The sequence below is a fragment of the Pseudomonas sp. LBUM1666 genome (genome assembly GCF_059695775.1).
Genome location: NZ_CP166789.1, coordinates 2,087,017 through 2,112,928 on the forward strand (window position 1 = coordinate 2,087,017; position 25,912 = coordinate 2,112,928).

Here is a 25,912-nt window from a genome sequence, read left to right on the forward strand (position 1 = left end):
TTTATTAAGTAGCTGCTGAGCGGCGTGCCTGCGTCATTTTTCTTTCACATGGGCACTTTATGCTCGGGGCGCTGGTCATTTATTCAGGCGTTTTTTTCAACGAGCTGTGGGGGATTCAAAATGGACGATTATCAAGAAGAGCTGCTCGAGTATCAGGCGTTTGAACTGGACCCGCTGGAACCGGCCGAAGACGCTACCGAGCTGTAAGCGTCAAGCGGATTGGCGATGACTGCGGCGAAACTCGCCGGGTGTCTGGCCGCTCCAGCGTTTGAAGGCCCGCTGAAAGGCTTCGGCTGAGGCAAAGCCCAGCAGGTAGGCGATTTCTCCGAACGCCAGTTCGGTATCGCGGATGTAGGTCATGGCCAGGTCGCGACGCGTGTCATTGAGGATCGCGCGAAATTGCGTGCCTTCCTCGGCGAGTTTGCGGCGCAAGGTCCAGGTCGGCAGCTTCAGGCGTGCCGCCACTTCTTCCAGGTCGGGTTCCCGGCCACCATTGAGCAATGGCCCCAGTAACTGAGTGATGCGTTCACGCAGGCTGCGGGTGCGTGTCAGTTGCTCCAGTTCCCGCTCACACAGTTGCAGCAAGTGTCGCCAAGTGCTCGGGCAGTGATCCGGGTTGCGCTGGGCGAGGCTGGCAAGGCTCAAGCGCAATTGATTGTGCTCGCAGCCAAACTGGATCGGGCAGTCGCCCAGCACTTCATAAGCCGTGCGGTAATCCGGCTCTTCAAACTCGATCTCGATGCGTTCGGCCCGCAACGGGGCAGGGCTGACGCTGGACAATTGCTGCAACCAGCCAGCGATGATCGAATCCACCACGAAGCGGTTGTAGGCGTTGTAAGGGCTGATGGAATAAAACCGCAGCCAGGCACCTTGGGCGTCTTCGTGAAAGCTCGATTGACCGCGATAGTTGGAGCCATACAAGGCTTCGAAGCGAATCAGGCACCGTGCGGCTTCTCGCACCGTTGGCGCCTGAGCGGCCGTGACCCCGGCCAGGCCAACCTGGCTCAGGCGACTGAGCTGACCCATGCGCAAGCCAAGTGCCGGGTTGTCGGTCAGTTGAATAGCGCTGTGGCCCAGGCGCATGTAGCGCGGGATCGAGAGCCGGGCGCCCGCTTCGCTGAGGCGAGCCGCGTCGAGACCGTATTGTTCGAGCAACGGCTGAGGGTCTACACCGTGGCTGCGCACGGCGTCGGCAAGGCTATGAACAAAGCCCACCGACAGATCGCCGAGGCGCATCGGCAACGGTTTCATCGGTTACAACCAGAGGTTCAGCAACCGCGCGCCACGGGCATTGCCGTCGGCGAACTGCTGCCCGTTGCTACTGAGAAAGCTTTGACCGGCGCTGCCCTGATCCCAGAACTGACCGCGCAGGAACACGCTCATGCCGGCGATTGCCTGGCTGCTGGGCGGTTGAGCGGTGAGTGTCAGACGATGCCACGCCTGGCCTTCGCTGAGCTCCCCGGCCTTGAGACTGACCGAGCCAGGCGTCGACAGCCCCTTGTAACCGCGCCACGGTTTGTCCCAGGTGCCGCGCCCGACCACAAACGCCGGGACCGCGACGAACTGCGCACCCTGGTCGTCGAGCTTGCGGTAATTGTCCGGGTACCAGCTGTCGCTGCCGATCAGCACACCCAGGCGTCCGGCCGGGGTGTCGACGACGTTGAGCGTATGCTCGCCATTGGCGGCGATGACTTCATGTTCATCGAAAATCGGATGCATCTGGCGCTGGGGCTGGCCGATCGGCAGGCCATCGCGACCGAACACCACGCTGCTGTTGTACAACGCGCCGCGGCCGATTTTCAGGGTGCCGTCGATGATGCTGGGCTCGGGTAGCACGATGGAGCCCGCCACCAATGTCACGTGGAATTCTTTCGCCAGACCACCAAACAGCGCCTGGTAGTCCTTGGCCATGCCTTTGGCCTTCATGCGCAGGTGCGCGTCGTCCAGACGTTTGTCGCCCTTGGCGCTGATCAGTGCGCGGACGAACTTCAGTGGGTTGCTGACCGCCAGCCAGTTCATGGCCTCCTTGAGCGTGGTGGCCTGGTACAGCTCATCTTTCTCGCCGCTGACCATCAACCAGGTGCCGACATGTTCGGGCAGGACGACGATGGTTTTTTCATTCAGCAGGCCCTGGTCCTGGGCCTTCTGCAAATAGGCCGCCAGCTTGCGGTGCAGGCGCTCGGGGCTTTGATAGTCGGTGGGAAACAGCTCGGGCTGGATGCCCAGCAAATTGCCGCGATCAGCGGGTGTGCCTTGGTCGACCGCGAGGTTGATACGCAGGTCCGACAGGTAATGACCCACCGGACGGTCCGCGGCCCACATGGCGTAGGTCGTAAGGGCGGCAATCAATGCCATGGAGAAGGTCAGGTACAGAAGTTTGCGCATGGGGAAACAGTCAACGGCCGTGTGCAGGGTTCGCGACTAGGGTAGGGCGCATGCCGGCACTTGCCAAGGGGCGCTGCACATTTGGATCAATAAGTTGTCAGTTACGGTCATTGAGTGACAGCGGCGCGACTCTTAGTCTGTCCAACATGACTGACGGGGGCCGAAGAGCTCCTGCACTTTTTCCGTGATCGCTCGATGTGGAGTTACCGATGGCCGCCGCTCATTACCCGCACCTGTTGGCCCCGCTGGACCTGGGTTTTACCACGCTGCGCAATCGTACCCTGATGGGTTCGATGCACACCGGTCTTGAGGAAAAGCCCGGCGGTTTCGAGCGCATGGCGGCGTACTTTGCCGAACGTGCCCGTGGCGGCGTTGGCCTGATGGTCACTGGCGGTATTGGCCCGAACGACGAGGGCGGGGTGTACTCCGGCGCGGCCAAACTGACCACCGAGGAAGAAGCGCTCAAACACCGCATCGTCACCCGCGCGGTGCACGAGGCGGGCGGCAAGATCTGCATGCAGATTCTTCATGCCGGTCGTTATGCCTATAGCCCGAAACAAGTTGCGCCGAGTGCCATTCAGGCGCCGATCAACCCGTTCAAGCCTAAAGAGCTGGACGAGGAAGGCATCGAGAAGCAGATCAGCGATTTCGTCACCTGTTCGACCCTGGCGCAACAGGCCGAGTACGACGGCGTAGAGATCATGGGCTCCGAAGGTTATTTCATTAACCAGTTCCTCGCCGCCCATACCAACCACCGTACTGACCGCTGGGGCGGTAGCTATGAAAACCGCATGCGCCTGCCGGTGGAAATCGTCCGCCGGGTGCGCGAAGCGGTAGGCCCGAATTTCATTATTATCTTCCGCCTGTCGATGCTCGATCTGGTGGAAGGCGGCAGCAGCTGGGAAGAAATCGTAACGCTGGCCAAGGCCATCGAGCAGGCCGGTGCGACCATCATCAACACCGGCATCGGCTGGCACGAAGCGCGGATTCCGACCATCGCCACCAAAGTGCCCCGCGGTGCGTTCAGCAAAGTCACCGCCAAGCTGCGTGGCTCGGTGAGCATTCCGCTGATCACCACCAACCGTATCAACACCCCGGAAGTGGCCGAGCAGATTCTGGCCGAAGGCGATGCCGACATGGTCTCCATGGCGCGGCCGTTCCTCGCCGACCCGGACTTCGTCAACAAGGCTGCGGCCGGTCGTGGCGATGAAATCAACACCTGCATCGGTTGCAACCAGGCCTGTCTGGATCACACCTTCGGCGGCAAGTTGACCAGTTGCCTGGTGAACCCGCGCGCCTGTCATGAAACCGAACTCAACTACCTGCCGGTGCAGCAGATCAAGAAAATCGCCGTCGTCGGTGCCGGTCCTGCCGGCCTGTCGGCTGCCACTGTGGCAGCCGAACGTGGTCATCAGGTGACACTGTTTGATTCGGCCAGCGAAATTGGCGGCCAGTTCAACATCGCCAAACGTGTGCCGGGCAAGGAAGAGTTCTTCGAAAACTTGCGCTACTTCAACCGCAAACTGCAGACCACTAACGTCGAGGTGTGCCTGAACACCCGCGTCGATGTGGCGCAACTGGTCGAAGGCGGTTACGACGAGATCATTCTCGCCACCGGCATCGCCCCAAGAACTCCGGCGATTCCGGGTGTCGAGAACGCCAAGGTGCTGAGCTACCTGGACGTGATCCTTGAGCGCAAACCGGTGGGTAAGCGCGTCGCAGTGATCGGCGCCGGTGGTATCGGATTCGATGTCTCGGAGTTCCTGGTTCACCAGGGCGTGGCCACCAGCCAGAATCGTGAGGCGTTCTGGAAGGAGTGGGGCATCGATACGCATCTGCAAGCGCGCGGCGGTGTCGCCGGCATCAAGGCTGAGCCTCATGCACCGGCGCGTGAAGTGTTCCTGCTGCAGCGCAAGAAATCCAAGGTCGGTGATGGTCTGGGTAAAACCACCGGCTGGATTCACCGCACCGGCCTGAAAAACAAGCAGGTGCAGATGCTCAACAGCGTCGAGTACCTGAAGATCGACGACGAAGGTTTGCACATCCGCATCGGCGAAACCGGCGAGCCGCAAGTGCTGCCGGTGGACAACATCGTGATCTGCGCCGGTCAGGATCCGCTGCGTGAGTTGCAGGATGGCCTGGTGGCGGCCGGGCAGAACGTGCATTTGATTGGCGGCGCGGATGTGGCGGCGGAGCTGGATGCCAAGCGCGCGATCAACCAAGGGTCCCGGTTGGCTGCTGAGTTGTAATAAGCAGGCTCAGCGTGCCAATGGCTTTCGCGAGCAGGCTCGCTCCCACAGTAGATCTTCGGTGCGACATGGATCGAGTGTGGGAGCGAGCCTGCTCGCGAAGGCGTCCTCAGGGCGACTAGAATGCTGGCTCTTCACCCCAGAGCCGGCATCGATGCTTCTACCGCCCAACGAATGGCTACCCCAAGCCCCGCTTCAACCCCTGCACCTCGACTGGCTCACCTCAGCCGGCATCGAAGTCGCGATCCTGCGCCTCGACCAGATCGACCCTCTGATCAGCGGCAACAAGTGGTTCAAACTCATCGAGCACCTGAAAGCTGCTGACCAGATCGGTGCCAAAGGCATCATCAGTCTGGGCGGTGCCCACTCCAATCATCTGCATGCACTGGCGGCGGCGGGTAAGCGTTTTGGTTTTCGCACCGTTGGCCTGCTGCGCGGTCATCCGCAAGAAACGCCAACGGTAAAAGACTTGCAGGCGTTCGGCATGCAGTTGCATTGGCTGGGTTATGGCGGTTATCGAGCGCGGCACGAGCCGGGTTTCTGGCAACCCTGGCAGGCGCAGTATCCCGATCTGCATCCGGTGCCGGAAGGTGGCGGCGGTTTACAGGGAGCCAAGGGATGCCTGCAGTTGAGGACAATGGTCAGCGAGCAACTGAACGGTCTTGGCTGGAGCGACTACGACGGCTGGTGGCTGGCCTGCGGAACGGGCACCACCCTGGCTGGTCTGGTGCTGGCCGAGACGGGTGAACACCCGGTATATGGCGCACTGGCGGTGCCCGACGATCATGGTGTGGCGCAGCAAGTCGCATCAATTATGCAAGAGGCGGGCTTACAGAGTCGCGCTTATGAGTTGTTCGACGCCAGCCGTGGCGGCTTTGCCAAAGTCGATCCGCTGTTGCTCGAATTCATCGATCAGACCGAACAGGCCAGCGGCATTCCCCTCGAACCGCTGTACACCGGCAAAGCCCTGTTGGCGCTCAAGCAGCAAGTCGAAGCGGGAAGATTCGAGAGCGGCACGCGCCTGATCTTTATCCACACCGGCGGTTTACAGGGCCGCCGGGGTTTCCAGTGAACGGCTGGATTCACCCGCGCTTGGGCATCATCCGCAGCAAGGTGTTATCGCCCACGACATAGTGGTGATAAATCCCCGCCAGGGCGTGCAGGCCTATCAGCCAGTAACCCATGGTGCCGCCGAGTTCATGCCAGCCCTCAATCTGCTTGGCCAACGCCTTGTCCTCCGCGACCAGCAACGGCAGGTCGAAGCCGTAGAACATCACTTGGTGGCCCTTGGCGCTGGTGACCAGCCAGCCCAGAATCGGCATGGCGATCATGAAAATGTACAGCGCCCAGTGCATCAGTTTGGCCAACACGGTCTGCCAGTGAGGCGAGGCCGGGAAGATTTGCGGTGCCGGGCCCAGGCTGCGCGCGAACAAGCGCAACCACACCAGTACGAACACTGTCAGACCGAGCATAAAGTGCGATTCGGTGATCAGCGTCCGACCGCCACTGCCTTTTGGAAAGATCCCGCGAAATTCGATACAGGCGTAAACCAGCGCCAGCAGGACCAGCATCAACCAATGCAGCGTGATCGATACGGTGCTGTAGCGAGAGTCGGAATTCTTCCAGGGCATACGGTGTTCCTCACAGGTCAGGTCGAGCCACCGTTCTTGTTCGACGGTGTGCTTTAACTGTAATCCGCTTTGGTGGATTTGCCTGTGGCTATTTGGGCGTTCAATGCTCTGGATCAGGAGGTTGGCCAAAAAAAAAGCGCCAGTTCTGTTAAGGAACTGGCGCTTTTTTATGCGGCGATAGGCGCAATCAGCTGGTTTGCGGCATCTCACCCTTGGCCAGACGCTGGTTGATATCGGCGATCACTTCCGGCAAATCGGTGATGGTGTCGATCATGTAGTGCGGGCGCGAACCTTCGAACATCCCGTGGATGCGCTTGCGTTCGCTGGCCAGTTGGTCGCTGCCGAGGGCGCGGTAACCTTCGTAGTCCAGGCCAAGCGCGTTGCCCGAGCAGATCAATGCCACGGTCCACATGCCGGCACGACGACCTTCGAGAATGCCCGGCACGGTGTCGTCGATCTTCACGCAGGCCGCGACATCATCGATGCCCAGCGCAATCACGTTGGCCAGTGCCTGGGCCGGCCATGGGCGACCGTTAGGCACTTCGTCGGTGGCGACCACGTGGTCGGCGACGTAACCGTTGGTGGCGGCCAGTTCGACAACTTTGTCCATGACCTGTTTCGGGTAGCCGGAGCAGGAACCGATCTTGATCCCTTGCTGGCGCAGGTGGGCGATGGTGTCCAGTGCGCCGGGAATCAGCGCCGAGTGCTCGGCGATTTTCTCGATTTGCAGTGGCATGAAGCGTTTGTAGATGGCGGTGACATCATCGTCGGTCGGCGTACGGCCGAACACTGTGCGATAACGTTCGGCCACTTCCGGCTGATCGCACAGGGTGCGGATGTGGTCCCACTTGCCCATGCCCATCGGGCCGCGGGCTTCTTCGATGGAAACCTGGACGTCGAACTCGGCGAAGGCTTCGACAAAAATTTGAGTTGGCGCGAAAGAGCCGAAGTCGACCACGGTGCCGGCCCAGTCGAGGATGGCGGCTTGCAGTTTGGTTGGGTTTGCGTAGTTCATAGCGATCAGAGTCCTGTAAGAGCTAACAGTATTTGGGCGGCTTTTGTGGGAGCGAGCTTGCTCGCGATGAGGGTCTGACATTCAGCAAATGTGTTGCCTGACAGTCCGCTATCGCGAGCAAGCTCGCTCCCACAAGGGGAAGGTGGTGTTGTTTAGATTTCGAGGACTTCCATCTCGCGCAGCACTTCGGCGATCGCCGCTACCGCCGCGTGCATCTCGTCCTGGTTGACGTGGCCGATGCAGCCGACGCGGAAGGTTTCGACCTGGGTCAATTTGCCGGGGTAGAGGATGAAGCCCTTGGCCTTGACGCGTTCGTAGAATTCCTTGAACTGGTAACGCGGGTCTTTCGGCGCGTGGAAAGTGACAATGATCGGCGCCTGAATCGCGGCGGGTAGAAAACTGCGTAACCCCAATTCGGCCATGTCATCGAGCAGCACCTGGCAGTTGTTGGCATAGCGCTGATGCCGGGCTGGCAAACCACCTTCTTCGTTGTATTGCAGCAGGGCTTCGTGCAACGCCGCGACCACGTGGGTTGGCGGGGTGAAGCGCCATTGGCCGGTCTTGGCCATGTAGGAGTGCTGATCGAAAAGGTCCATCGCCAGCGAGTGCGAGTTACCGGCGGCATTGGCCAGTGCTTCTTTGCGAGCGAAGACAAAGCCCATTCCCGGCACGCCTTCCAGGCATTTGCCCGAGGCGGCGATCAGCGCGTCGAATGGCACCTGTTGCGCGTCGATCGGCAAGGCGCCAAAGGAGCTCATGGCGTCGATGATCAGGCGTTTGCCGTGTTGCGCGATGACGTGGGCGATTTCCGGCAGCGGGTTGAGGATCCCGGTGCTGGTTTCGCAGTGAATCAGCGCGACGTGGGTGATGCTGGCATCGGCGCGCAGCAGACGGTCGACGTCGGCGGCGGTGGTCGGTTCGTCTTCGGCGGTTTCGAAGGTGCTGAAGGAGCGGCCGAGCACTTCGCAGATTTTCGCCAGGCGTTTGCCGTAGGCGCCATTGATCAGTACCAAAACTTTACCGTCACGAGGTACCAGCGTGCCGATCGCCGCTTCGACCGCGAACGTGCCGCTGCCTTGCAGGGGCACGCAGTGGTGGCTATCGCCGCCGTTGATGATCGCCAGCAGTTGTTCGCACAGGCTGGCGGTCAGTTGATTGAAGCGGTCATCCCATGAACCCCAGTCGACCATCATCGCCTGACGGGTGCGGGCCGATGTGGTCAGTGGGCCGGGGGTGAGCAGGATGGGTTCGGCAGTACTCATTCTCGTGTCCTCGCAATCGATGGGATGAAGCTACGGGGCTTAAATTGCAATTTGCCGAGCTATCAATCAAATTGTTTGTTGTTATGCCAGCCATCAGTGAGAGTTATTCATGAACCTGTTCCAGCTCCGCGCATTCGATGCGGTGGCCCGTGAGGGCAGCTTCACCCGGGCTGCCGCGCGCCTGTTCATCAGCCAACCGGCGGTCACCGGGCACATTAAGGCGCTGGAGGAGCATTACCAGATCACATTGTTGCGGCGCACCGCGCGACGGGTGGAGCTGACGGAGGAGGGCACCAAACTGGCCGCGATCACCCGGGCAATGTTCGGTCTGGCCGAAGAAGCGCAGGTGATGCTGGAAGCGAACCGGCAGTTGCTGACCGGGCGTCTGGAGGTTGCGGCGGATGGGCCGCACATGGTCATGCCGATGCTCGCCAGTTTGCGGGCGCGGTATCCCGGCATTACCGTGAACCTGCGGCTGGGCAATGCTCAGGAAACCCTGGCGGCGTTATTGTCGGAGCATGCCGACGTGGCGGTGCTGACCGAAGTCGAACCGCGCAAGGGGCTGCATTTGCAAGACTTAAGCGAATCACGGATTTGTGCGCTGGTGCCCCACGGTCATCCGTGGGCGCAGATGTCCAAGGGGGTGCCGCTCAAGGCGCTGGATCAGGTGATCATGGTGTTGCGCGAGCCCAGTTCGATCACCCGGCGCACCTTCGACGAGGCGTGCGCGACGGCATTGGTCAGTCCACGGGTGTTGCTGGAGCTGGACAGTCGCGAGGCAGTGACCGAAGCCGTCGCCGCAGAGTTGGGGGTTGGCGTGGTGTCGTCGGTGGAGGTTAGCCACGACCCGAGGGTGGTGGCGGTGCCGATTCTTGGCGAAGGGTTGGTCAATCGGCACATGATCGGGTGCATGGAACGGCGGCGGGATTTGCGCTTGATTCAGGCGTTTTTCGATTTGGCGCCAGTTAGATAAACCGCAGCGCCTGCATCGCGAGCAAGCTCGCTCCCACATTGGATCTCCAGTGTTCACAAAATCCCTGTGGGAGCGAGCTTGCTCGCGATGGGGCCGGGTCTGCTTATGCCAGACTCTCGCGAACCATCTCCAGAAACGTCGCCACCACCCGCCGCGAACTCTGCTCGCGCAAGCACACCAGTGTCTCGGTCAATCGTCGTTTGCAGTCGGTAATCGGCAACGCGCAAACCCTCGAATCTGCACCGAACTCAGCGGCCGACACCACACCTACACCAATCCCCACCACCACCGCCTCACGCGCCGCTTCCCGGCCTTCAACCTGAATCGCCGGGCGAATGCGAAAGCCTGCCTGAGCCATTTCTTCTTCCAGCGTTTGCCGCGTCACCGAGCCGATTTCCCGCAGCACCAACGGCGTGTCATCGAGGTCCGCGAGGCAAATCGATTCACGATCGGCCCACGGATGATTGCGCGAAACGAACGCCACCATCGGGTCGTTACGCAGCGGCAACGAGATCAGACGTTCGTCACTCACCTCCCGACCCAGCAACGCCAGGTCGGCCTGATAGTTGAACAGCCGAAACAGCGATTCATCGGTGTTGCCGGTTTCGATCTTCACGCTGATGCCGGGGTAGCGCTCGCAAAATCGAGCAATCTGCGGCAACACGTGCACTGGCGCATCCACCGCGAGAATCAGGCTGCCGGTCTGCAAGGCCCTGGAGTCATGCAAGAGCTCCTGCGCCTCGGCCTCGATGACGAACAGCCGCTGAGTAATGCTCAGCAACCGCTCGCCCAGATCGGTCAGGCGTACCGAGCGTTTATTGCGGTGGAACAGCAGCACACCGAAACGCTCTTCTAGCTTGCGCACTTGGTCGGAAATCGCCGGTTGCGTGAGAAATAGCCGCTCGGCGGCTTTGGTGAAGCTTCCATGGACGGCCACGGCGTGGAAGGCTTTGAGCTGGGCGTGGGAAACCGACATCGAAACCTCTAGTAACAAGCTGAGCTTATATTGGAAATACGATAAATCGATTTCACTTATTAATCAGTAATTGTTTTTATCGACCTCAGCCCCGGTGACTGGTCAGTCGAACAGCGTTGGCGGCCATGAGCCTGTACGTGCAACAGCAGGACTCATCTGACCGATATCGCCTCAGGGAAGCTGCGATATCGAAGTGCTCAACAATAAAAAAACAGGCGTTATTTCTCAATTTCTGCCGGCACACTCACACCCTGAGGTCAGAACCACAATGAACAAGCACATCGGCACTATCAAGCGTTGGCGCGTGCAGATCTTCGCGATCACCTGGCTCGCTTACGCTGCTTTCTACTTCACCCGCAAAGCTTTTTCCGTGGCAAAACTGGGGATCGCCGAAGACCCCACCTTCATGCTCGACAAAATGGCCATGGCCAACCTCGACGCCATCTACCTGACGGCTTACGCCATCGGGCAATTCACCTGGGGCATCCTGGCCGATCGCTTTGGCCCAAGGGTCGTAGTGTTTGGCGGGTTGCTGATTTCAGCGGCAGCAGCTTTGGTGATGGGCAGTTTTGCGACGTTACCAATCTTCGCCACCTGCATGTTGATTCAAGGGTTTGCTCAGTCCACCGGCTGGTCCGGGCTGTGCAAGAACCTCGGTAGCTTCTTTCCCTCTGAACAGCGCGGGCGGGTGCTGGGGTTGTGGAGTTCCTGCTACGCCTTTGGCGGGTTGGTGGCTTCGCCGTTTGCAGGCTGGTGGGCGTATACGCTGATCGGCACCTGGCATGCGGCGTTCTTTTCCAGTGCGGCGGTGGTTGGGCTGGTCGCCGTGCTGTTTTTTATTTTTCAGCGCAACAAACCCGAAGACGTTGGCTTGCCGGCGGTGGAGCCGGAGCCGCAACTGACGGCGCAAGAGGCCGACGCGCAAAGCAAGATCAGCATGCTGGAACCGTTAAAAGAAATTCTGCGCAACCGCACCGTGCTGGTTCTGGGCCTCGCGTATTTTCTGCTGAAACCGGCGCGCTACGCGATTCTGCTCTGGGGGCCGGTGATCGTCTTCGAGCAGATGCCCTCGGTGGGCAAGGTCGGCGCGGCAATCATTCCGACCGCGTTTGAACTGGCCGGGTTACTCGGGCCGATTCTGCTGGGGCTCGCTTCGGACAAACTGTTCGGCGCCCGACGCATGCCGGCGTGTGTGCTCAGCCTGTTGGCGCTGACCGTGACCTTGACCTTGTTCATGGGCGCCCTGCATACCGGCAGCGTGATGCTGGTGGTGGCGCTGCTGTTCGTCATGGGCCTGACCCTGTACGGACCGGACTCGATGATCAGCGGCGCGGCCGCGATCGATTTCGGCACCGCCAAGGCGGGTGCCACAGCGGCCGGTTTCGTCAACGGTTGCGGCTCCGTCGGGGCGATTCTCGGCGGATTGCTGCCAGGCTACTTCGACTCGGTCACCGTGTTCATCGTCTTCGCTGGCTGCGCATTGTTTTCGGCCCTGGTGCTGATCCCGCACTGGAACAGCCGCCCGGCTGGCCTGCGTGCCGAAAGCGTTTTCGGACCTAATCAACCGATCACCGTAAAACCTCTGCGTACTTAAGGATTGACCCATGAGACCTTTCTGGCTGGAACAGGCGCTGGCGGCCGAGTCCTGCGCGCCATGCGAACCCTTGGCGGGCGACACCCGCGCCGACGTCTGCATCGTCGGCGGCGGCTACACCGGGCTGTGGACCGCGATCATGCTCAAGGAACAGAACCCCGAACTGGATGTGCTGCTGATCGAGGCCGACATCTGCGGTGCCGGCGCCAGTGGTCGAAACGGTGGTTGTGCACTGTCGTGGTCGGCCAAGTACTTCACCCTTGAACGGCTGTTCGGCGTCGAAGAAGCCGTGCGACTGGTCAAGGAATCGGAGCACAGCATCCATGCCATCGGCACCTTTTGCGAGCAGTACGCGGTGGATGCCGATTACCGCCTCGACGGCACGCTCTACACCGCCACCAACCGCGCCCAATGCGGCTCGACCGACGCCGTGATCGCGGCGTTGGAACGCAATGGCATCAACTCTTTCACCCAACGGCCGGTGGCCGATGTGCAACGCATGGCCGGTTCCAGCAAACATCTGGAAGGCTGGTTTTCCCCGGCGGCGGCCAGCGTGCAACCGGGCAAACTGGTGCGCGGCTTGCGCCGGGTCGCCTTGCAACTCGGGGTGAGGATTCACGAGCACACCGCCATGACCGGGTTGCAGGAGGGCAAGCCTGCGGGGATACAAACCCCGAACGGCACCGTTCGCGCGGATCGCGTGGTGCTGGCGATGAACGCGTGGATGGCCCGGGCGTTTCCACAGTTCGAGCGCAGTGTGGCGATTGTTTCCAGCGACATGCTGATCACCGAACCGCGACCTGATCTGCTCCAGGAGATCGGTTTGACCAGCGGCGTCACCGTGCTCGATTCGCGGATTTTTGTGCACTACTACCACAACACCCCGGACGGCCGAATTATGCTCGGCAAGGGCGGCAATACCTTTGCTTACGGCGGGCGAATGTTGCCGGTGTTCGATCAACCATCGCCCTATGCCGGTTTATTGCAGCACAGCCTGAGCGAGTTCTTTCCGGCGTTTGCCCAGGTCAAGGTCGAGGCGACCTGGAACGGTCCCTCTGATCGCTCCGTCACCGGTTTGCCGTTCTTCGGCCTGATGAGTGCCAGCGGCAACGTGTTTTACGGCTTCGGATACTCCGGCAGCGGGGTCGGCCCGTGTCACATGGGCGGGCAGATTCTCGCCTCGATGGTCCAGGGACTGGACAACGCCTGGACCCGTTCACCTCTGGTCAACGGCCCGTTGGGCTTGTTTCCGCCGGAACCGATTCGTTACCTCGGCTCATTGATGGTGCGCAACGCCATCCGCCGCAAGGAACGCGCCGAGGATCACGGGCGCCGGCCACGGCATCTGGATGTGCGTCTGGCGAAGTTCGCGGCGGCGGCAGGCAAGGCCGACAAGGGCTGAGTGTCAGGGCGTGAGGTCCGAGCGATTGACCAGCCAGTCGAGCAGCAAGTGGCTATCGCGACGTGGCTTGGGAACGGGCCGAGTGCGGGGGGGATGGCCCATACCGACACACAGCACCGGCCGGTCCGGGTCGCTGTCGAGAAAACTGATCAGGACGTCGCTGCCGGCCTTTGGCAGGCTGGACGGGTCAATCCGACCGTCCGGCGTTGCAAGGGCGACCGGTAACCAGAGACCGGCAGATTCAAGCGGATTCGCTTGCGCTGTTGGCCACAGCCTGACCTGTATTCGACCTCGATCATCCAGCGCCGCCGGTTGCCCGACAGGGCCCAGCACCCGGGCGGGCTGATAACCCGGGATGCTCGGCCTGGTCTGTTTAAGCGCCGGCCTGAAGACCGTTGACCAGGGAATGGCGGTGAACTGATTGCGGTAATGGCGGACAGTAACGGGTTTGTCGGTGGCAAGAATCGAAGGTTGTTGCCCCTGATGCCGGGTTTCGGTGAGCAGCCACTGATCGTTGAAATTCGACAGTGGATGTTCTGACACTTGCACAATCCGTGCGCTGCGCAGTGCGCTCTGGGTGCTTCGACCGTGGATCTGCAGGTGCTGGCAACGCAGACGTTCCAGATGTCGACGGCTAGTTTGATCGCGATGGATGTGCTCGGGAGCGGGGCGGACCATCACCGGCAATGGTTTGCTGAAAGCATGGTTGGCCGCTCCCTCGTCGGGTTTTTGCGAGCCACGGTTCCTGGCCTCCAGTCGTGAGGGAAAGGGCGGCGAGTCATGGCGCTGGAACAACTCACTGATCACCGGCACATCACTGTCTTCGGGCGCGTTGCCCTGGAAAGGCGTAAGGACTGGTTCCTGGGGAAAACTCAGGCTGTCATCCGCCAGGACCAGCACATGCCCGTCGCGCTGATGTTCGAAGTGATAGTGAATGCCTTCTTCTTCACACAGCCGTTGCAGCAATGCCAGATCGCTCTCCTCGTACTGAATGCAAAAAGGTCGGAGCGGATAGTGCCCGTTCGACAATTCGAAGCGATAGCTCCCCTCGGGCACATCATGTTCCTCCAGCAGTTGGCGCAGGATCATCGGTACGCTGAGGTGATGAAAGACGCGGCGTGAACGCTGCCGGTCGAGCCATTGAAGGTAGGGCACCAGCACCAGTTTGTAGCCGATCCGGTGGGGGCCGCGATGCTCGCGACTGGCACTGTGAAGGACGCCGTGAATACCCTGGCCCTCCATCAGGCTGAGGAACACCGGCTGTTGCAGCAATCGGTCGAGGTTCATGGCCGGTGCGAGGCCGATCACTTCGATGTTGAATCGATAGGGTTGGTTGAGGGTTTCTCGGCCATTGAACTGCAACACCTGCAAACTCAAATCACCGTCGAGGAGTGTCAGGGTGAAGGGACTTTCCTTGTCGTTGTGCATCGAACGCGCTTCTGCCATGGAATTCGGGCGCAGAGGGTACGAAACCACAGCCCTTTATGGTCACCGCAAATCGAAGTTTCAGAATCGCCCTACAACTGCCGGTGAAGATGTCGATTCGTCATGCGGGTGAACAGGGTGGATTTTTTGGTCGATTGCCAACTTTAGGGCGTATAAACTTGCGCCATGCGTCGGCCAATAGATGTCTCGGCGCCACAGATCAAGAGAGTGAGTAATGGGCGCACAGTGGAAGGTTAAACACAAAGAAGCGGCATCTAACGCCAAGGGCAAGATCTTCGGCAAACTGGTAAAAGAAATCACCATCGCTGCCCGTAACGGTGCCGATACTGCCACCAACGCGCACCTGCGTCTGGTGGTTGAACAGGCCAAGAAAGCCTCGATGCCCAAGGAAACCCTGGATCGCGCGATCAAGAAAGGCGCGGGCCTGTTGGGCGAAACCGTGCAATACCATCGCGTGACCTATGAAGGCTTCGCACCGCACCAGGTGCCGCTGATCGTTGAATGCGTGACCGACAACATCAACCGCACCGTCGCTGAAATCCGCGTCGCGTTCCGCAAGGGCCAATTGGGCGCTTCCGGTTCGGTAGCGTGGGACTTCAACCATGTCGGCATGATCGAGGCGTCTCCGGACAGCCCTGACGCCGATCCGGAAATGGCCGCCATCGAAGCCGGCGCCCAGGATTTCGAGCCGGGCGAAGAAGAGGGCACGACCCTGTTCCTGACCGAGCCTGCGGACCTGGACGCTGTGCAGAAAGCCCTGCCCGAGCAAGGTTTCACCGTGTTGTCGGCCAAGTTGGGCTATCAGCCGAAAAACCCCGTCAGCGGTCTAAGCGATGAGCAGATGGCTGAAGTCGAAGCCTTCCTCGAAGGCCTCGATAACCACGATGACGTGCAGGACATGTTTGTCGGGTTGGCGGGTTAAACCGCTTCGAGCGTGTGATGACGTGTGGCGAGGTTCCTCGCCACAGGTTTGTGTTGGCTTCCAGTGGTTGAGGCCAATACCGTCAGCGCCTGAACAAGCTCGCTGAACCCTGGTCGCGCCAGCACCTGCGACTGATAGCAGCGCTGCTGCAATTGCTCCAGCTGCACACGACCTTCATCGCTCAACTCCGAGTCGATCCGCTCCAACAACTCCCCCAGCAAAACACCAAACGCCCGTACCTCGATCCGTTGCAGCGCACGGCTTTCAAGGCTGTCCGAGATGGCATGGAACGACGCGGCGCCAAAATCCCCCAGCAGGCAATCACCGTGCTCGTTCCACAAAATGTTGTGGCCGTAGAGGTCGCCGTGGGTGATGCCATGCCGGTGCAAATGCTCGGCTGCCGAGGCGATGCCACAGGCGATGCGCAATGCCACGTCAGCGCTGAACCGGGTGTGGTTGTCGTAAACGTCGCGGGTGCAGGACGCCAGGCTCGGCAGCCCGGACAAATTGCGATAGCTCGGATCGATCAATTGCATCACCAGCCCGGCCTGGGCTTCTGGATGCCCGACGATGCGCCCTTCAACCCGGATCAGGTTGGGGTGACTACCGGCGGTGATGCAGGCGTTCATTTCGTGCAACGGCGAGCCATCGCTGGTCATCTCGCCTTTGTAGAGTTTGACGGCGACCTGTGTGGCCGGTTGGCCCGGTCGATCCCAATTAGCCCGATGAATCACCCCCGACGCGCCTTCGCCCAGTTGCTGGTCCAGACGCAGTTCGGACCAGGGAGTGCGGGGCGTGGCTTCGAGAGCGGCCGCATCGGCTTCGGTCTCCAGCGGGTTACCGGCGTACGCCAGCCAGGTCAGGCTCGGCAGGGTCAGCAGCCACTCGGGCAACTCGGTCAACCGGTTGGCGGCGATGCGGATCAGTTCGAGTCGATGGCAATGACGCAAGCTCTCCGGCAAACGTTGCAAGCGGTTGCCGGCAAGCATGAGTTTTTGCAGGTGCGGGCATTCACCCAGCTCGGCGGGCAGTTCAGTGATGCAGTTATCGGTCAGGATCAGCCAGCGCAGCAACGGTGGCAGAGCCGCGCCTGGTACGCGTTCAATGCGGTTGGCCTTGAAGCCGACCATCGTCAGTGCGGCGCATTGGCCCAGGCAGTCGGGCAGTTCGGTGAACAGATTGTCCGAGCAGAACAACACGCGCAAACGGGTCAGGCGGTGCAAGTCGTCCGGCAGGCTGCTCAAGGCATTGCCGCTGAGGTCGAGGACTTCCAGCGAGTCCGCCAGGTCGAAGATTTCTCGCGGAAACTCCGTCAGGCCGCCAGTGAGGTCCAGGCGGGTAACGCCCGACAGTTGGCCGGCGCGCAGTTGAGCAAGGGTATCCATGAATAGATTCACTATTGATCAAAGGGAAGGCGTGGGGCCTGGAAATGGGCGACATGATACCGGCAAAGGTGTGGTGTCTGTCACACCGCTATCGCGAGCAAGCTCGCTCCCACATTAGATCGCATCCGTCCAGACAACTCGGTCAACTGTGGGAGCGAGCTTGCTCCGGGCGGCGTTCCGACGATAGCGGCCTGAGCTGCACCACAAAACCTACGGATCCCTGACTTCCACCAACTGCCCCAACCGGCTGCGCGTGCGCGCCAGATCGATGGCATCGCCGCCCAGGCTTTCGCGCAAAGACTGCTGCCCGAGCAGAATCAGGTGCTTGTCCTGGTCGTACAGGACGTCGACCAGGTTGATGAAGCGCTGTTGGGCGGCGATGGAACACTCGGCGAGGTTGGGCAGTTCATCGATGAACCAATGATCGAAACGTCGGCACAGCTCCAGGTAATCCATGACCGCTGTGGGGTGGTCGCACAGATCGCCAAAGGTGAAACCGATGGTTCGTCCTTCGTAGTGTCGGGCTTGAAGGCTCCGTGTTCCGACGGGCAGTTGAATGGCCGGCGCGGCGCGTTCGGGCAGGTTCAACGACTGACGCTGCGCCAACGTGGCTGGCCAGACGTACTGGCCTTGGGTAAATAGCTGCTGGGCGTGGGTTCTCGCCTGACTGCGGTAGTCGTGGGGGCCGCCGACCTCCATGACCTGCATGTGCGCGTTGATCAGGTCGATCACCGGTTTGAAGCGCGCGTGGTACAGCGGGTTGGGCAGCAGGCCTTCCGGTGGGTAGTTGGAGGTGACCAGCAGCAGGATGCCTCGGCGGAACAATGCCTTGAACAGCCGGGTGATGAGCATCGCATCGCCGATGTCATGGACGTGAAACTCGTCGAAACACAGCACCCGGCAATCGCGCAGCTGTTCATCCAGGGTGGTTTCCAGCGCATCGGGCTGATCGCGATGACTGAACATTCCTTGGTGTAGTTGCGCAAAAAACTCATGAAAATGCAGGCGCTGTTTTTCCGCGATGGGAAGGGCCTGGAAAAACCCGTCGAGCAGCCAGCTCTTGCCGCGACCCACGGCGCCGTGCAGGTAAAGACCGGGAAGCGTTTTTGTCGAGGTGCCCGACAGCGCTGCGACGTGTTGCGCCATGCAGTCGATGACGCGCAGTTGGCTATGGTTGAGGGTGTAACCCTGGGTGTGGGCCTTGCGGTGGAAGTAGTCGTGGATGACTCGACCGGTCGCGGTGTGAACCGGCGGATGCCGCCGATGACTTGCCGAACAAGCGGCGTAGCGCAGGCCAGCGTGGTGTGAGTCGCGAACGGTTGGGCGGTCGAACGGCCACTGTGAGGTTACCCCGTAATCGTCAGGCAGCTCCCCGAGCTGCCGCGCCGTAGTCTAACCAAAGGGGGGATTTTCATTCCAGTTGTGTCGATGAAGCTCCTGTGGCGAGGGGGCTTGCCCCCGTTGGACTGCGGAGCAGTCGCACAACCATTCACCCCGGTATTTCTGATAAACCGAGGTGTATCGTTTTGGGGCCGCTTCGCAGCCCAACGGGGCGATGCGGCGTTCCGACAAGCCCCCTCGCCACAGGTGTTGTGGTGTTCGCCAGATCTTGTTGGGTCAGTTATCTAGCGCTCGATACTGCGATTCCACCGCGCATTCCACGCCGGGCGCTGTTCGTTGACCTGATCCCAATCGATCGCAATGGCAGTGGTCAGGTACTGCTTCATCGCCTCGACCTGTCCGCGAGTCTTGTCGGTGGTTGGGGTATTCGGGTTGGACGGGATCTGGTCGCCGTCTTCAAGCGCGGCGGCCTGCGCTTCAGGCGTCAGCAAGAACGCGGCGAGTTTCTGCGCCAGTTCCGGTTGTGTGTTGTTGGCGATGGCACATTCGGCCACGTTGAGCACCACGGCGCCTTCCTTCGGTTGCGCATACTCCACCGGCATGCCCTTGAGTTTCAGGGCGGTGACCTGGGTCGGCGTGAGCGGGAACAGCGCGGCTTCGTCGGTCTGAAGCATTTCGGAAATTTTCGCCGAGCTCGGAATGTACTCCAGCACGTTGCGCCCGACGGTATTCGGCCAAGCCTTGAAACCTGGCTCGACGTCGGTTTCGCTGCCGCCCTGGATCCGGTTGAACATCAGGAATCCGTGCAGGCCAAAGGTCGAGGAGGCCATCGACTGGAACACCAGTTTGTCCTTGAAACGCGGGTCGGCCATGTCCATCCACGAGGTCGGCGCGGTCCAGCCTTTCTCCTTGAACAGACGCGTGTTGTACGCCAGCCCGGTCACGCCAAGGCTGACCGCTACGGCTTGATCCTTGATGCGGCCCTTGGCAGGAATCTGCGCCAGCGGTGCGCTGTCTTCGAGTTTGTCGCACAGCCCCATGGCGATGGCGCGGTACATGATGCCGTCGTCGAGGAACATCACGTGCATCTGCGGGTTGCCTTTGCTGGCCTGGACCTTGGCCAGAATATCGGCGGAGGTGCCGGGCACAATCACCACTTTGACGTTGTTGGCCTTCTCGAAAACCGGCAGCACCTTGTCGGCGTAGAGCCGCTCCATGGTCCCGCCGTTCATGCCCAGGTAAAGCGTCGGTTCGGCTTGGGCCTGGGTGACCGTGAGCAGGGTGGTCAGACAGGAGAAACCGAGCAGTGCACTGCGTTTGACGTTATTCATTGGCGCGACCTTCCTCTATCAAGCAACGGAGATGGAGTGAAACCGGGTGATGGAAAACGCATCCAGTGGCGTCTTTGAGGCGCCGCTGCAGATGATTTCGGTGAGCGCCTGGCCCACCGCGGGGCCGATCTGAAAGCCCGCGCCAGCAAAGCCGAACGCGTGCAGTAGACCGGGTTGAGTGCCACTGTGGCCGATCACCGGTTGGCGATCGGGCAGGTAACCTTCGGTGCCGCTCCAGGTGCGAATCGCCTGGGCGCCTTCAAGAAACGGATAAAGCTCGACCGCCTGACGCAGAATCTCGATCACGGCGTGTTGACCGGGCCGGGCACGGGCGCCGTCGAGGGCAAAACCCTGGCCGCCACCCAACACGCAATTGCCGCGAGCGACCTGGCGGGCATAGATACCGCCACCCTCGACCCCGGTGCTGGCATTCATCACCAGCGGCAACGGCTCGGTGACCAGCATCGCCGGGTGCCCGGCGTACATCGGCACCGCCTCACCGAATTGTTCTGCCAGAGTGCCGGCCCAGGCCCCGGCGCAATTCAGCAGCCAGGGCGCCTGCAGCTCCAGACCGGTTTGCGTGCTGACGCGAAAGCGCTGACCGTCGTGTTCCACCCCCGTCACCGCGCATTGTTCATGAACCTGCGCACCGTGCCGACGCGCCGCCCGGGCAAACGCCGGGGAGACCAGTCGCGGGTTGGCGTGACCGTCATCGGGGCAAAACGAGGCACCGACCGCCACCTCGCCGACCCACGGAAAACGTGCGCGTAATTCACTGCGCTCGAGTACCTGCAAATCGAGGCCAAAGCCCCGACTGCTGGCGGCATAGTCTTGCAAGGCGTGCAGATCGTTGAGGCTGCGGGCCAGTTTCAGATGGCCGCTACGCTGATACTCACCGTCGATGCCAATCAGCTGCGGCAGTTGTCCCCAGATGTCGTGTGCCCGTTGCGACAGCGGCAGTTGCGAGAGTGGTCGCCCCTGACGCCGTACGCCGCCGTAGTTCACGCCGCTGGAATGCGAGCCACAGAAGTCACGCTCCAGTAGCGCCACGCGACGCCCGGCCTTGCTCAGAAACAGCGCGGCGGAGGCACCGACAATACCGCCGCCAATGATGACGGCATCGACTTCGATCATGACTCGACCTCCAGACCAAACGGCAGGGGTTTTATCGGCGCCTGAGCCCGAAGCCTGCCGATGTCGGACACGCAGCGCTGACTTTCGCAGGCAATGATTTCCGCGGCGGCGGCGCCACACATCCGTCCCTGACAGCGACCCATGCCGACCCGGCAATGGGCCTTGACCCGATTGATTTCCCAATGGCCTTCGCGTACGACCTGACGGATGTCGCCGGCGCGCACTTCTTCGCAGCGGCAGATCATCACGTCATTCGGGGCATCGGCGGCCCAATGCTCGGGAAAGATGAAGGCCCGTTCCAGACCTTGGCGGAAGGTATCGATCCGTCCCAGCGCCTGCTCCAATTGCGCCCCACGTTGCGGTGGGATCAGGTAACCGACGTCTTCAAGCAACGCCAGGGCCGCGCGTTCGCCGGCCATTTCGGCCGCATCGGCGCCCATGATGCCGGCACCGTCACCGGCCAGGTAAACCTCGGCGACACTGCTGCGACCGGCGCTGTCACGCTGCGGTAGCCAGGCGCGGTTGAGCGGGTTCCAGGCGAATTCACAGCCGAGCAGATCGGCGAGTTGGGTTTCACTGCGCAGGCCATGGGCGAAGGCGACGGCGTCGCAATCCAGACACTGATTGCCCTTGGCGTTGCGCCAGGTCAGCGATTGCACACGCTGTTCGCCGTTGATGCCTGTGAGGCTGGCACCCTGATGCACCGGGATGCCGTGGGCGGTCAGCCAACTGCGATAATAGATGCCTTTGGCCAGGGTGGCCGGTTGCGAGAGCAGGCCGGGCAGGGCCCGGGCCTGAGCGCTGAAGGGCGAACTGTCGAGCACCGCGACCACCTTGGCGCCGGCCTTGGCGTATTGATACGCCACCAGGTACAGCAACGGCCCGCTGCCGGCGAACACCACGCGTTCACCGATGGCGCAGCCTTGAAACTTGAGGGCAATCTGCGCTGCGCCGAGGCTGTAAACCCCCGGCAGGGTCCAGCCCGGCACCGGCAGAATCCGGTCGGTGGCGCCCGTGGCGACGATCACGCGGGAGAACGCCAGCTGCGCGGCGCGGCCCTCATGCACGGTGTCGAGCGCGCCATCCTCGGCGTTCCATACCAACGTCTCGGGACGGTAATCGAGTTGCTCGCGCAGCTCATCAATCGTCTGATGCAACGCGCTGGCCTTGCCGGCTTCGAAGCCATACAGCTTGACTGGCGAGCGCTTGAAGTTTGCCGGTTGGCGACGATAAATCTGCCCGCCACCGCGTGCTGCTTCGTCCAGTAGCACCGGGCGAACACCGTGGGCGACCAGGGTTTGTGCGGCACGAATGCCGGCCGGACCGGCACCGATGATGACCACCGAATTCATACCCACCTCATGTGTGACCGCCGCCGAACCCCTGTGGGAGCGAGCTTGCTCGCGATGACGGCGGAACATTCAACAGATGTGGTGGCAGACAGACCGCTATCGCGAGCAAGCTCGCTCCCACAGTTGATGGGGGTTGCGCCCGGGTTTCGTGAACGCCGCCGAACCCCTGTGGGAGCGAGCCTGCTCGCGAAGAGGGCGGCACATTCAACATTGCTGCTGGCTGACAGACCGCTATCGCGAGCAGGCTCGCTCCCACAGGGGATACGGTTACTGCTGGTAGGAAAGGTGTTCATAGGGACCGCCCCGGTTCGCGGTTGATCTGCTGCCCGGCTTCGAGCAGCGTCGAGCAGGCGCGCACGCGTCGACCATCGCCCAGTCGAACCCAGCAGTCCTGACACGCACCCATCATGCAAAAACCGGCGCGGGGTTCGGCGCTGAAGTCGCTGCCGCGCAAGTGCTCGCTGCAGGTCAGCACTGCCGTCAGCAAGGTGTCGCCGAGCAGGCCGGTGGCAGGTGTGCCGTCGAGGGTAAAGTCCAGGGCCGGGCGGTCGCCTTCGGCCAGTCGTTTCAGCAGAGCCATGGCGCCCTCATTGTTTGCCCACCAGAACCCGATCCAGGCCGTAAACCCGGTCGAGCAAAATCATCGTCAGCGCCGTCAGCCCAATCACCAGTGCCGACACCGCCGCCATCATCGGATCGATGGATTCGGTGGCGTACACGTACATCCGCACCGGCAGGGTTTGCGTGGCCGGCGAGGTGACGAAAATCGACAGCGTGACCTCATCAAAACTGTTGATGAACGCCAGCAGCCAGCCACCGGCCACCCCCGGCAGAATCATAGGCAAGGTAATTTCCCTGAACAGCGTGAAGCGCCCGGCACCGAGCGATTGCGCGGCGTGTTCGGCGCTGCGATCCAGGCCGATGGCCGACGCCAATACCAGTCGCAGCACGTACGGTGTGATCACCAGCACATGAGCGAAGATCAGCCAGGCGAAGCTGCCGTTGACGCCCATCAGCGCAAACAAACGCAGCAACGCCACACCCAGCACCAGGTGCGGAATGATGATCGGCGACAGGAACAGACCGTTGAGAAAGTCGCGTCCGGGGAACTCGAAGCGGGTGATCGCCAGCGCCGCAGGCACCGCGATCAGCGTCGCCAGACTGGCAGCGCAAAAGGCCAGGATCAGGCTGTTGTAAAACGCATCGACAAAGTCTGCACGCTCAAACACTGCGCGAAACCAGCGCAGGGAAAATTCCGTAGTGGGCAGGCTCAAGGTGTTTTCCGGGGTGAAGGCCACCAGGCAAACCACCACCAGCGGCGCCAGCATGAACAGCACCACCAGGGTATGGAACAGCAGGGCGAAAGGACCGTTCTTGGACATGACGAGTTATCCCAATGACTTCTTGTAGCGGCCTTCGATCATCCGGTTCCACGACAGCATGATCAGCAGGTTGAGCAACAGCAGGGCCACGGCGATGGCTGCACCCATCGGCCAGTTGAGTTCCGACAGGTACTGGTCGTAGATCAGCGTGGCGACCATTTTTATCCGGCGTCCGCCGAGCAGGCCGGGAATCGCGAAGGAGCTGGCGGCGAGACCGAACACAATCAACGTGCCGGAGAGCACGCCGGGCATGATCTGCGGCAGCACCACTTGGCGCATCACGGTGAAGTGGCTGGCGCCGAGGGACATCGCGGCCTGCTCGGCGGCCGGGTCGAGTTTTTGCAACGAGGTCCAGACCGGAATGATCATGAACGGCAGCATCACATGGACCAGCGCAATCACCACCGCGAACGGCGTGTACAGCAGCTTCATCGGCGAGCCGCCGAAGGCTTGCAGGGTCTGGTTGACCAGGCCGTCGGCGCCCAGCAACAGGCTCCAGCCGAAGGCGCGCACCACCACCGAAATCAGCAACGGGGTGAGGATCAGAATCAGGAAAATCGAGCGCCATGGCGCGCCCATGCGGCTGAGGATGTAGGCCTCGGGCACGCCGATCACCACGCAGAGCAGGGTGGTCAGGGCGCTGATCCACATCGTGCGCAGAAAGATTTCGTAGAAGTACGGGTCACCCAGCAGGCTGCTGTAGTGGTCGAGGGTGTAGGCGTCGCCGTTGATCCCCGAGCTGTAGTCGAAGACGTTGAACGACAGCACCAGAGTCAGCAACAACGGGATGATCAGCAGGCCGAGGTACAACGCCAGGGCCGGTGCCGACAGCCAATACCCCTGGCGTCCCTGGCGAATGGCAGCAAGCGTACTCATGCCGGCACCTCATCCACGGTCAGTACCCGTAGCAAGGTCGCGTCCCAATCGAGGCCGACCGCCGTGCCTTCGATCAGCGGTGCCGAACCGTCGTTGCGGCGCACCACGCTGAGTTCGCCCAGGGGCGTCGATACGCCGTACAACCATTGGCTTCCGAGAAAGAAGCGACTGACGATGTTGCCTTGCAGGCGGCCCTGACCTTTGTCCCGCAGGTCGATTTTTTCCGGACGCAGGCTCAAAGTCAGTTCGCCGTCACCACGGCTGCACACCTGAACGACACCGGCGCTATCCCGCTCGCCCGGCAACAGATTGGCCTTGCCGACGAAACCGGAAATGAACTCGGTGCGCGGGTGTTCGTAGAGGGTATAAGGCGCGTCGATCTGGGTGATGCGCCCGGCCTGCATCACCACCACGCGGTCGCTGATGGACAGCGCTTCGGACTGGTCATGGGTGACCATCAGCGTGGTGATCCCGACTTCGCGCTGGATACGGCGGATCTCGAATTGCATCTCTTCGCGCAGGTTGGCGTCGAGGTTGGACAGCGGCTCATCGAGCAACAGCACCGGCGGCTCGATCACCAGGGCCCGAGCCAATGCAACGCGTTGACGCTGGCCGCCGGAGAGTTCTCGCGGGTAACGCTCGGCATGCTGGTTGAGGCGCACCAGTTTCAGCACCCGGTCCACTCGCTGCTGCAACTCGCCGTTGGCCACTTTGCGCATGCGCAGGCCGAAGGCGACGTTGTCTTTCACGGTCATGTGCGGGAACAGCGCGTAACTCTGGAACACCACGCCCAGACCACGGCTGGCGGGTTTGGCGTGGGTGATGTCGCGACCGTCCAGCACAATGCGTCCGCTGCTGACTTCGACGAAGCCGGCGATCATTTGCAGGGTGGTGGTTTTGCCGCATCCGGAGGGGCCGAGCAACGAGACAAACTCGCCTTTCTCGACCGAGAGGTTGGTAGCAACGACGGCGTCGATCTCACCGTAACGTTTGCCGAGTCCTTCAAGTTGCACAAAAGCCATAACTGCGCTCCACCTGAGATTGTTATGCGTCGCCCGAAGGCGCGCTTTTTTGTATGGGCAGATACGAAAAGGTCTTGCTGGGTGCGTTGGCGCTCGACTTCAGTCGGCTGCCGCTGTTGTTCGAATCGCCCCTGTCTGGACGCAGAGTAGGACGAAGAATACGATGGGCTCAATGGCCTATTTCACTGAAGCGATGACTATTTTCAGTTTCATTCGGTGAGTAAATTAATACTC

General features: G+C 61.3%; 22 protein-coding genes. 6 read left to right on the forward strand and 16 right to left on the reverse strand.

Annotation, left to right across the window (positions count from 1 at the left end; translation table 11 throughout):
- Positions 1 to 210 precede the first annotated feature (210 nt).
- Positions 211 to 1,251 carry an AraC family transcriptional regulator gene (locus tag ACA056_RS09445; protein ID WP_497272185.1) on the reverse strand — a complete coding sequence of 347 codons (1,041 nt, stop codon included), beginning with the start codon at positions 1,249 to 1,251 and terminating at the stop codon, positions 211 to 213.
- A 3-nt stretch (positions 1,252 to 1,254) separates the two neighbouring features.
- Positions 1,255 to 2,385 carry a carbon-nitrogen hydrolase family protein gene (locus ACA056_RS09450; RefSeq protein ID WP_497272187.1) on the reverse strand — a complete coding sequence of 377 codons (1,131 nt, stop codon included), beginning with the start codon at positions 2,383 to 2,385 and terminating at the stop codon, positions 1,255 to 1,257.
- Between the two features lie 209 nt (positions 2,386 to 2,594).
- Here ACA056_RS09450 and ACA056_RS09455 point away from each other — a divergent pair, with 209 nt between their 5' ends.
- Both ACA056_RS09455 and ACA056_RS09460 read left to right on the forward strand, forming a co-directional pair.
- Complete coding sequence (locus ACA056_RS09455; RefSeq protein ID WP_497272189.1) at positions 2,595 to 4,634, forward strand: oxidoreductase; 2,040 nt, start codon at positions 2,595 to 2,597, stop codon at positions 4,632 to 4,634.
- Positions 4,635 to 4,788: 154 nt separating this feature from the next.
- A complete protein-coding gene (locus ACA056_RS09460; protein ID WP_497272191.1) occupies positions 4,789 to 5,706 on the forward strand; it encodes a 1-aminocyclopropane-1-carboxylate deaminase/D-cysteine desulfhydrase in 918 nt (305 codons plus the stop codon).
- A gap of 10 nt (positions 5,707 to 5,716) precedes the next feature.
- On the opposite strand, the gene ACA056_RS09465 is transcribed toward ACA056_RS09460, so the two are convergent.
- The 3 genes from ACA056_RS09465 to ACA056_RS09475 all read right to left on the reverse strand — a co-directional run bounded on the left by ACA056_RS09465 (position 5,717) and on the right by ACA056_RS09475 (position 8,542).
- Entirely contained in the window at positions 5,717 to 6,265 is a 549-nt protein-coding gene (locus tag ACA056_RS09465) for a cytochrome b (protein ID WP_497272193.1), read from the reverse strand.
- A 187-nt stretch (positions 6,266 to 6,452) separates the two neighbouring features.
- The gene (phnX, locus tag ACA056_RS09470; RefSeq protein WP_497272195.1) at positions 6,453 to 7,280 is read right to left on the reverse strand and encodes a phosphonoacetaldehyde hydrolase; all 828 of its coding nucleotides are present in this window, start codon (positions 7,278 to 7,280) and stop codon (positions 6,453 to 6,455) included.
- A gap of 152 nt (positions 7,281 to 7,432) precedes the next feature.
- A complete protein-coding gene (locus ACA056_RS09475; RefSeq protein ID WP_497272197.1) occupies positions 7,433 to 8,542 on the reverse strand; it encodes a 2-aminoethylphosphonate--pyruvate transaminase in 1,110 nt (369 codons plus the stop codon).
- Positions 8,543 to 8,651: 109 nt separating this feature from the next.
- Here ACA056_RS09475 and ACA056_RS09480 point away from each other — a divergent pair, with 109 nt between their 5' ends.
- Positions 8,652 to 9,515 (forward strand): LysR substrate-binding domain-containing protein, encoded by an 864-nt coding sequence (locus ACA056_RS09480; protein ID WP_497272199.1) that lies wholly within the window; start codon positions 8,652 to 8,654, stop codon positions 9,513 to 9,515.
- Positions 9,516 to 9,618: 103 nt separating this feature from the next.
- On the opposite strand, the gene ACA056_RS09485 is transcribed toward ACA056_RS09480, so the two are convergent.
- Positions 9,619 to 10,491 (reverse strand): LysR family transcriptional regulator, encoded by an 873-nt coding sequence (locus ACA056_RS09485; protein ID WP_415767035.1) that lies wholly within the window; start codon positions 10,489 to 10,491, stop codon positions 9,619 to 9,621.
- A gap of 268 nt (positions 10,492 to 10,759) precedes the next feature.
- Here ACA056_RS09485 and ACA056_RS09490 point away from each other — a divergent pair, with 268 nt between their 5' ends.
- Both ACA056_RS09490 and ACA056_RS09495 read left to right on the forward strand, forming a co-directional pair.
- Positions 10,760 to 12,085, forward strand: coding sequence for an MFS transporter (locus ACA056_RS09490; protein ID WP_497272201.1), 1,326 nt, complete (start codon positions 10,760 to 10,762; stop codon positions 12,083 to 12,085).
- Between the two features lie 10 nt (positions 12,086 to 12,095).
- Entirely contained in the window at positions 12,096 to 13,487 is a 1,392-nt protein-coding gene (locus ACA056_RS09495; protein ID WP_497272203.1) for an FAD-dependent oxidoreductase, read from the forward strand.
- 3 nt (positions 13,488 to 13,490) lie between these two features.
- Here ACA056_RS09495 and ACA056_RS09500 read toward each other — a convergent pair whose 3' ends face one another.
- Positions 13,491 to 14,915 (reverse strand): type VI secretion system Vgr family protein, encoded by a 1,425-nt coding sequence (locus ACA056_RS09500; protein WP_497272205.1) that lies wholly within the window; start codon positions 14,913 to 14,915, stop codon positions 13,491 to 13,493.
- A gap of 232 nt (positions 14,916 to 15,147) precedes the next feature.
- Between ACA056_RS09500 and ACA056_RS09505 the strand changes: the two genes are divergently transcribed.
- Complete coding sequence (locus ACA056_RS09505; RefSeq protein ID WP_046032546.1) at positions 15,148 to 15,855, forward strand: YebC/PmpR family DNA-binding transcriptional regulator; 708 nt, start codon at positions 15,148 to 15,150, stop codon at positions 15,853 to 15,855.
- Here the strand turns inward: ACA056_RS09505 and ACA056_RS09510 are convergent.
- From ACA056_RS09510 to ACA056_RS09550, 9 genes are all read right to left on the reverse strand, one after another.
- Positions 15,852 to 17,240 carry a leucine-rich repeat-containing protein kinase family protein gene (locus ACA056_RS09510; RefSeq protein ID WP_497272207.1) on the reverse strand — a complete coding sequence of 463 codons (1,389 nt, stop codon included), beginning with the start codon at positions 17,238 to 17,240 and terminating at the stop codon, positions 15,852 to 15,854. The genes ACA056_RS09505 and ACA056_RS09510 overlap by 4 nt on opposite strands.
- A 210-nt stretch (positions 17,241 to 17,450) precedes the next feature.
- A complete protein-coding gene (gene zapE, locus ACA056_RS09515) occupies positions 17,451 to 18,464 on the reverse strand; it encodes a cell division protein ZapE (RefSeq protein WP_497273506.1) in 1,014 nt (337 codons plus the stop codon).
- 401 nt (positions 18,465 to 18,865) lie between these two features.
- Positions 18,866 to 19,912, reverse strand: a complete 1,047-nt coding sequence (locus ACA056_RS09520) for an ABC transporter substrate-binding protein (protein ID WP_497272209.1) — start codon at positions 19,910 to 19,912, stop codon at positions 18,866 to 18,868.
- A gap of 18 nt (positions 19,913 to 19,930) precedes the next feature.
- Positions 19,931 to 21,046 carry an NAD(P)/FAD-dependent oxidoreductase gene (locus tag ACA056_RS09525; protein WP_497272211.1) on the reverse strand — a complete coding sequence of 372 codons (1,116 nt, stop codon included), beginning with the start codon at positions 21,044 to 21,046 and terminating at the stop codon, positions 19,931 to 19,933.
- A complete protein-coding gene (locus tag ACA056_RS09530; protein ID WP_497272213.1) occupies positions 21,043 to 22,398 on the reverse strand; it encodes an FAD/NAD(P)-dependent oxidoreductase in 1,356 nt (451 codons plus the stop codon). Before ACA056_RS09530 ends, ACA056_RS09525 begins: the two co-directional genes overlap by 4 nt.
- Positions 22,399 to 22,687: 289 nt before the next feature.
- A complete protein-coding gene (locus tag ACA056_RS09535; RefSeq protein ID WP_497272215.1) occupies positions 22,688 to 22,978 on the reverse strand; it encodes a (2Fe-2S)-binding protein in 291 nt (96 codons plus the stop codon).
- A 7-nt stretch (positions 22,979 to 22,985) separates the two neighbouring features.
- Positions 22,986 to 23,780: an ABC transporter permease gene (locus ACA056_RS09540; protein ID WP_008148452.1), complete on the reverse strand. Its 795-nt coding sequence runs from the start codon at positions 23,778 to 23,780 to the stop codon at positions 22,986 to 22,988.
- A gap of 6 nt (positions 23,781 to 23,786) precedes the next feature.
- Positions 23,787 to 24,656 carry an ABC transporter permease gene (locus ACA056_RS09545; protein WP_497272218.1) on the reverse strand — a complete coding sequence of 290 codons (870 nt, stop codon included), beginning with the start codon at positions 24,654 to 24,656 and terminating at the stop codon, positions 23,787 to 23,789.
- Positions 24,653 to 25,678, reverse strand: a complete 1,026-nt coding sequence (locus ACA056_RS09550) for an ABC transporter ATP-binding protein (RefSeq protein WP_497272220.1) — start codon at positions 25,676 to 25,678, stop codon at positions 24,653 to 24,655. Before ACA056_RS09550 ends, ACA056_RS09545 begins: the two co-directional genes overlap by 4 nt.
- Between the last annotated feature and the right edge of the window lie 234 nt (positions 25,679 to 25,912).

What these genes read in the sequence shown, in the direction of transcription:
- ACA056_RS09445 (WP_497272185.1), bottom strand. Translation starts at nt 1,251, where the DNA reads ATGAAACCGTTGCCGATGCGCCTCGGCGATCTGTCGGTGGGCTTTGTT.
- ACA056_RS09450 (WP_497272187.1), bottom strand. Translation starts at nt 2,385, where the DNA reads ATGCGCAAACTTCTGTACCTGACCTTCTCCATGGCATTGATTGCCGCC.
- ACA056_RS09455 (WP_497272189.1), top strand. Translation starts at nt 2,595, where the DNA reads ATGGCCGCCGCTCATTACCCGCACCTGTTGGCCCCGCTGGACCTGGGT.
- ACA056_RS09460 (WP_497272191.1), top strand. Translation starts at nt 4,789, where the DNA reads ATGCTTCTACCGCCCAACGAATGGCTACCCCAAGCCCCGCTTCAACCC.
- ACA056_RS09465 (WP_497272193.1), bottom strand. Translation starts at nt 6,265, where the DNA reads ATGCCCTGGAAGAATTCCGACTCTCGCTACAGCACCGTATCGATCACG.
- phnX (WP_497272195.1), bottom strand. Translation starts at nt 7,280, where the DNA reads ATGAACTACGCAAACCCAACCAAACTGCAAGCCGCCATCCTCGACTGG.
- ACA056_RS09475 (WP_497272197.1), bottom strand. Translation starts at nt 8,542, where the DNA reads ATGAGTACTGCCGAACCCATCCTGCTCACCCCCGGCCCACTGACCACA.
- ACA056_RS09480 (WP_497272199.1), top strand. Translation starts at nt 8,652, where the DNA reads ATGAACCTGTTCCAGCTCCGCGCATTCGATGCGGTGGCCCGTGAGGGC.
- ACA056_RS09485 (WP_415767035.1), bottom strand. Translation starts at nt 10,491, where the DNA reads ATGTCGGTTTCCCACGCCCAGCTCAAAGCCTTCCACGCCGTGGCCGTC.
- ACA056_RS09490 (WP_497272201.1), top strand. Translation starts at nt 10,760, where the DNA reads ATGAACAAGCACATCGGCACTATCAAGCGTTGGCGCGTGCAGATCTTC.
- ACA056_RS09495 (WP_497272203.1), top strand. Translation starts at nt 12,096, where the DNA reads ATGAGACCTTTCTGGCTGGAACAGGCGCTGGCGGCCGAGTCCTGCGCG.
- ACA056_RS09500 (WP_497272205.1), bottom strand. Translation starts at nt 14,915, where the DNA reads ATGCACAACGACAAGGAAAGTCCCTTCACCCTGACACTCCTCGACGGT.
- ACA056_RS09505 (WP_046032546.1), top strand. Translation starts at nt 15,148, where the DNA reads ATGGGCGCACAGTGGAAGGTTAAACACAAAGAAGCGGCATCTAACGCC.
- ACA056_RS09510 (WP_497272207.1), bottom strand. Translation starts at nt 17,240, where the DNA reads ATGGATACCCTTGCTCAACTGCGCGCCGGCCAACTGTCGGGCGTTACC.
- ACA056_RS09520 (WP_497272209.1), bottom strand. Translation starts at nt 19,912, where the DNA reads ATGAATAACGTCAAACGCAGTGCACTGCTCGGTTTCTCCTGTCTGACC.
- ACA056_RS09525 (WP_497272211.1), bottom strand. Translation starts at nt 21,046, where the DNA reads ATGATCGAAGTCGATGCCGTCATCATTGGCGGCGGTATTGTCGGTGCC.
- ACA056_RS09530 (WP_497272213.1), bottom strand. Translation starts at nt 22,398, where the DNA reads ATGAATTCGGTGGTCATCATCGGTGCCGGTCCGGCCGGCATTCGTGCC.
- ACA056_RS09535 (WP_497272215.1), bottom strand. Translation starts at nt 22,978, where the DNA reads ATGGCTCTGCTGAAACGACTGGCCGAAGGCGACCGCCCGGCCCTGGAC.
- ACA056_RS09540 (WP_008148452.1), bottom strand. Translation starts at nt 23,780, where the DNA reads ATGTCCAAGAACGGTCCTTTCGCCCTGCTGTTCCATACCCTGGTGGTG.
- ACA056_RS09545 (WP_497272218.1), bottom strand. Translation starts at nt 24,656, where the DNA reads ATGAGTACGCTTGCTGCCATTCGCCAGGGACGCCAGGGGTATTGGCTG.
- ACA056_RS09550 (WP_497272220.1), bottom strand. Translation starts at nt 25,678, where the DNA reads ATGGCTTTTGTGCAACTTGAAGGACTCGGCAAACGTTACGGTGAGATC.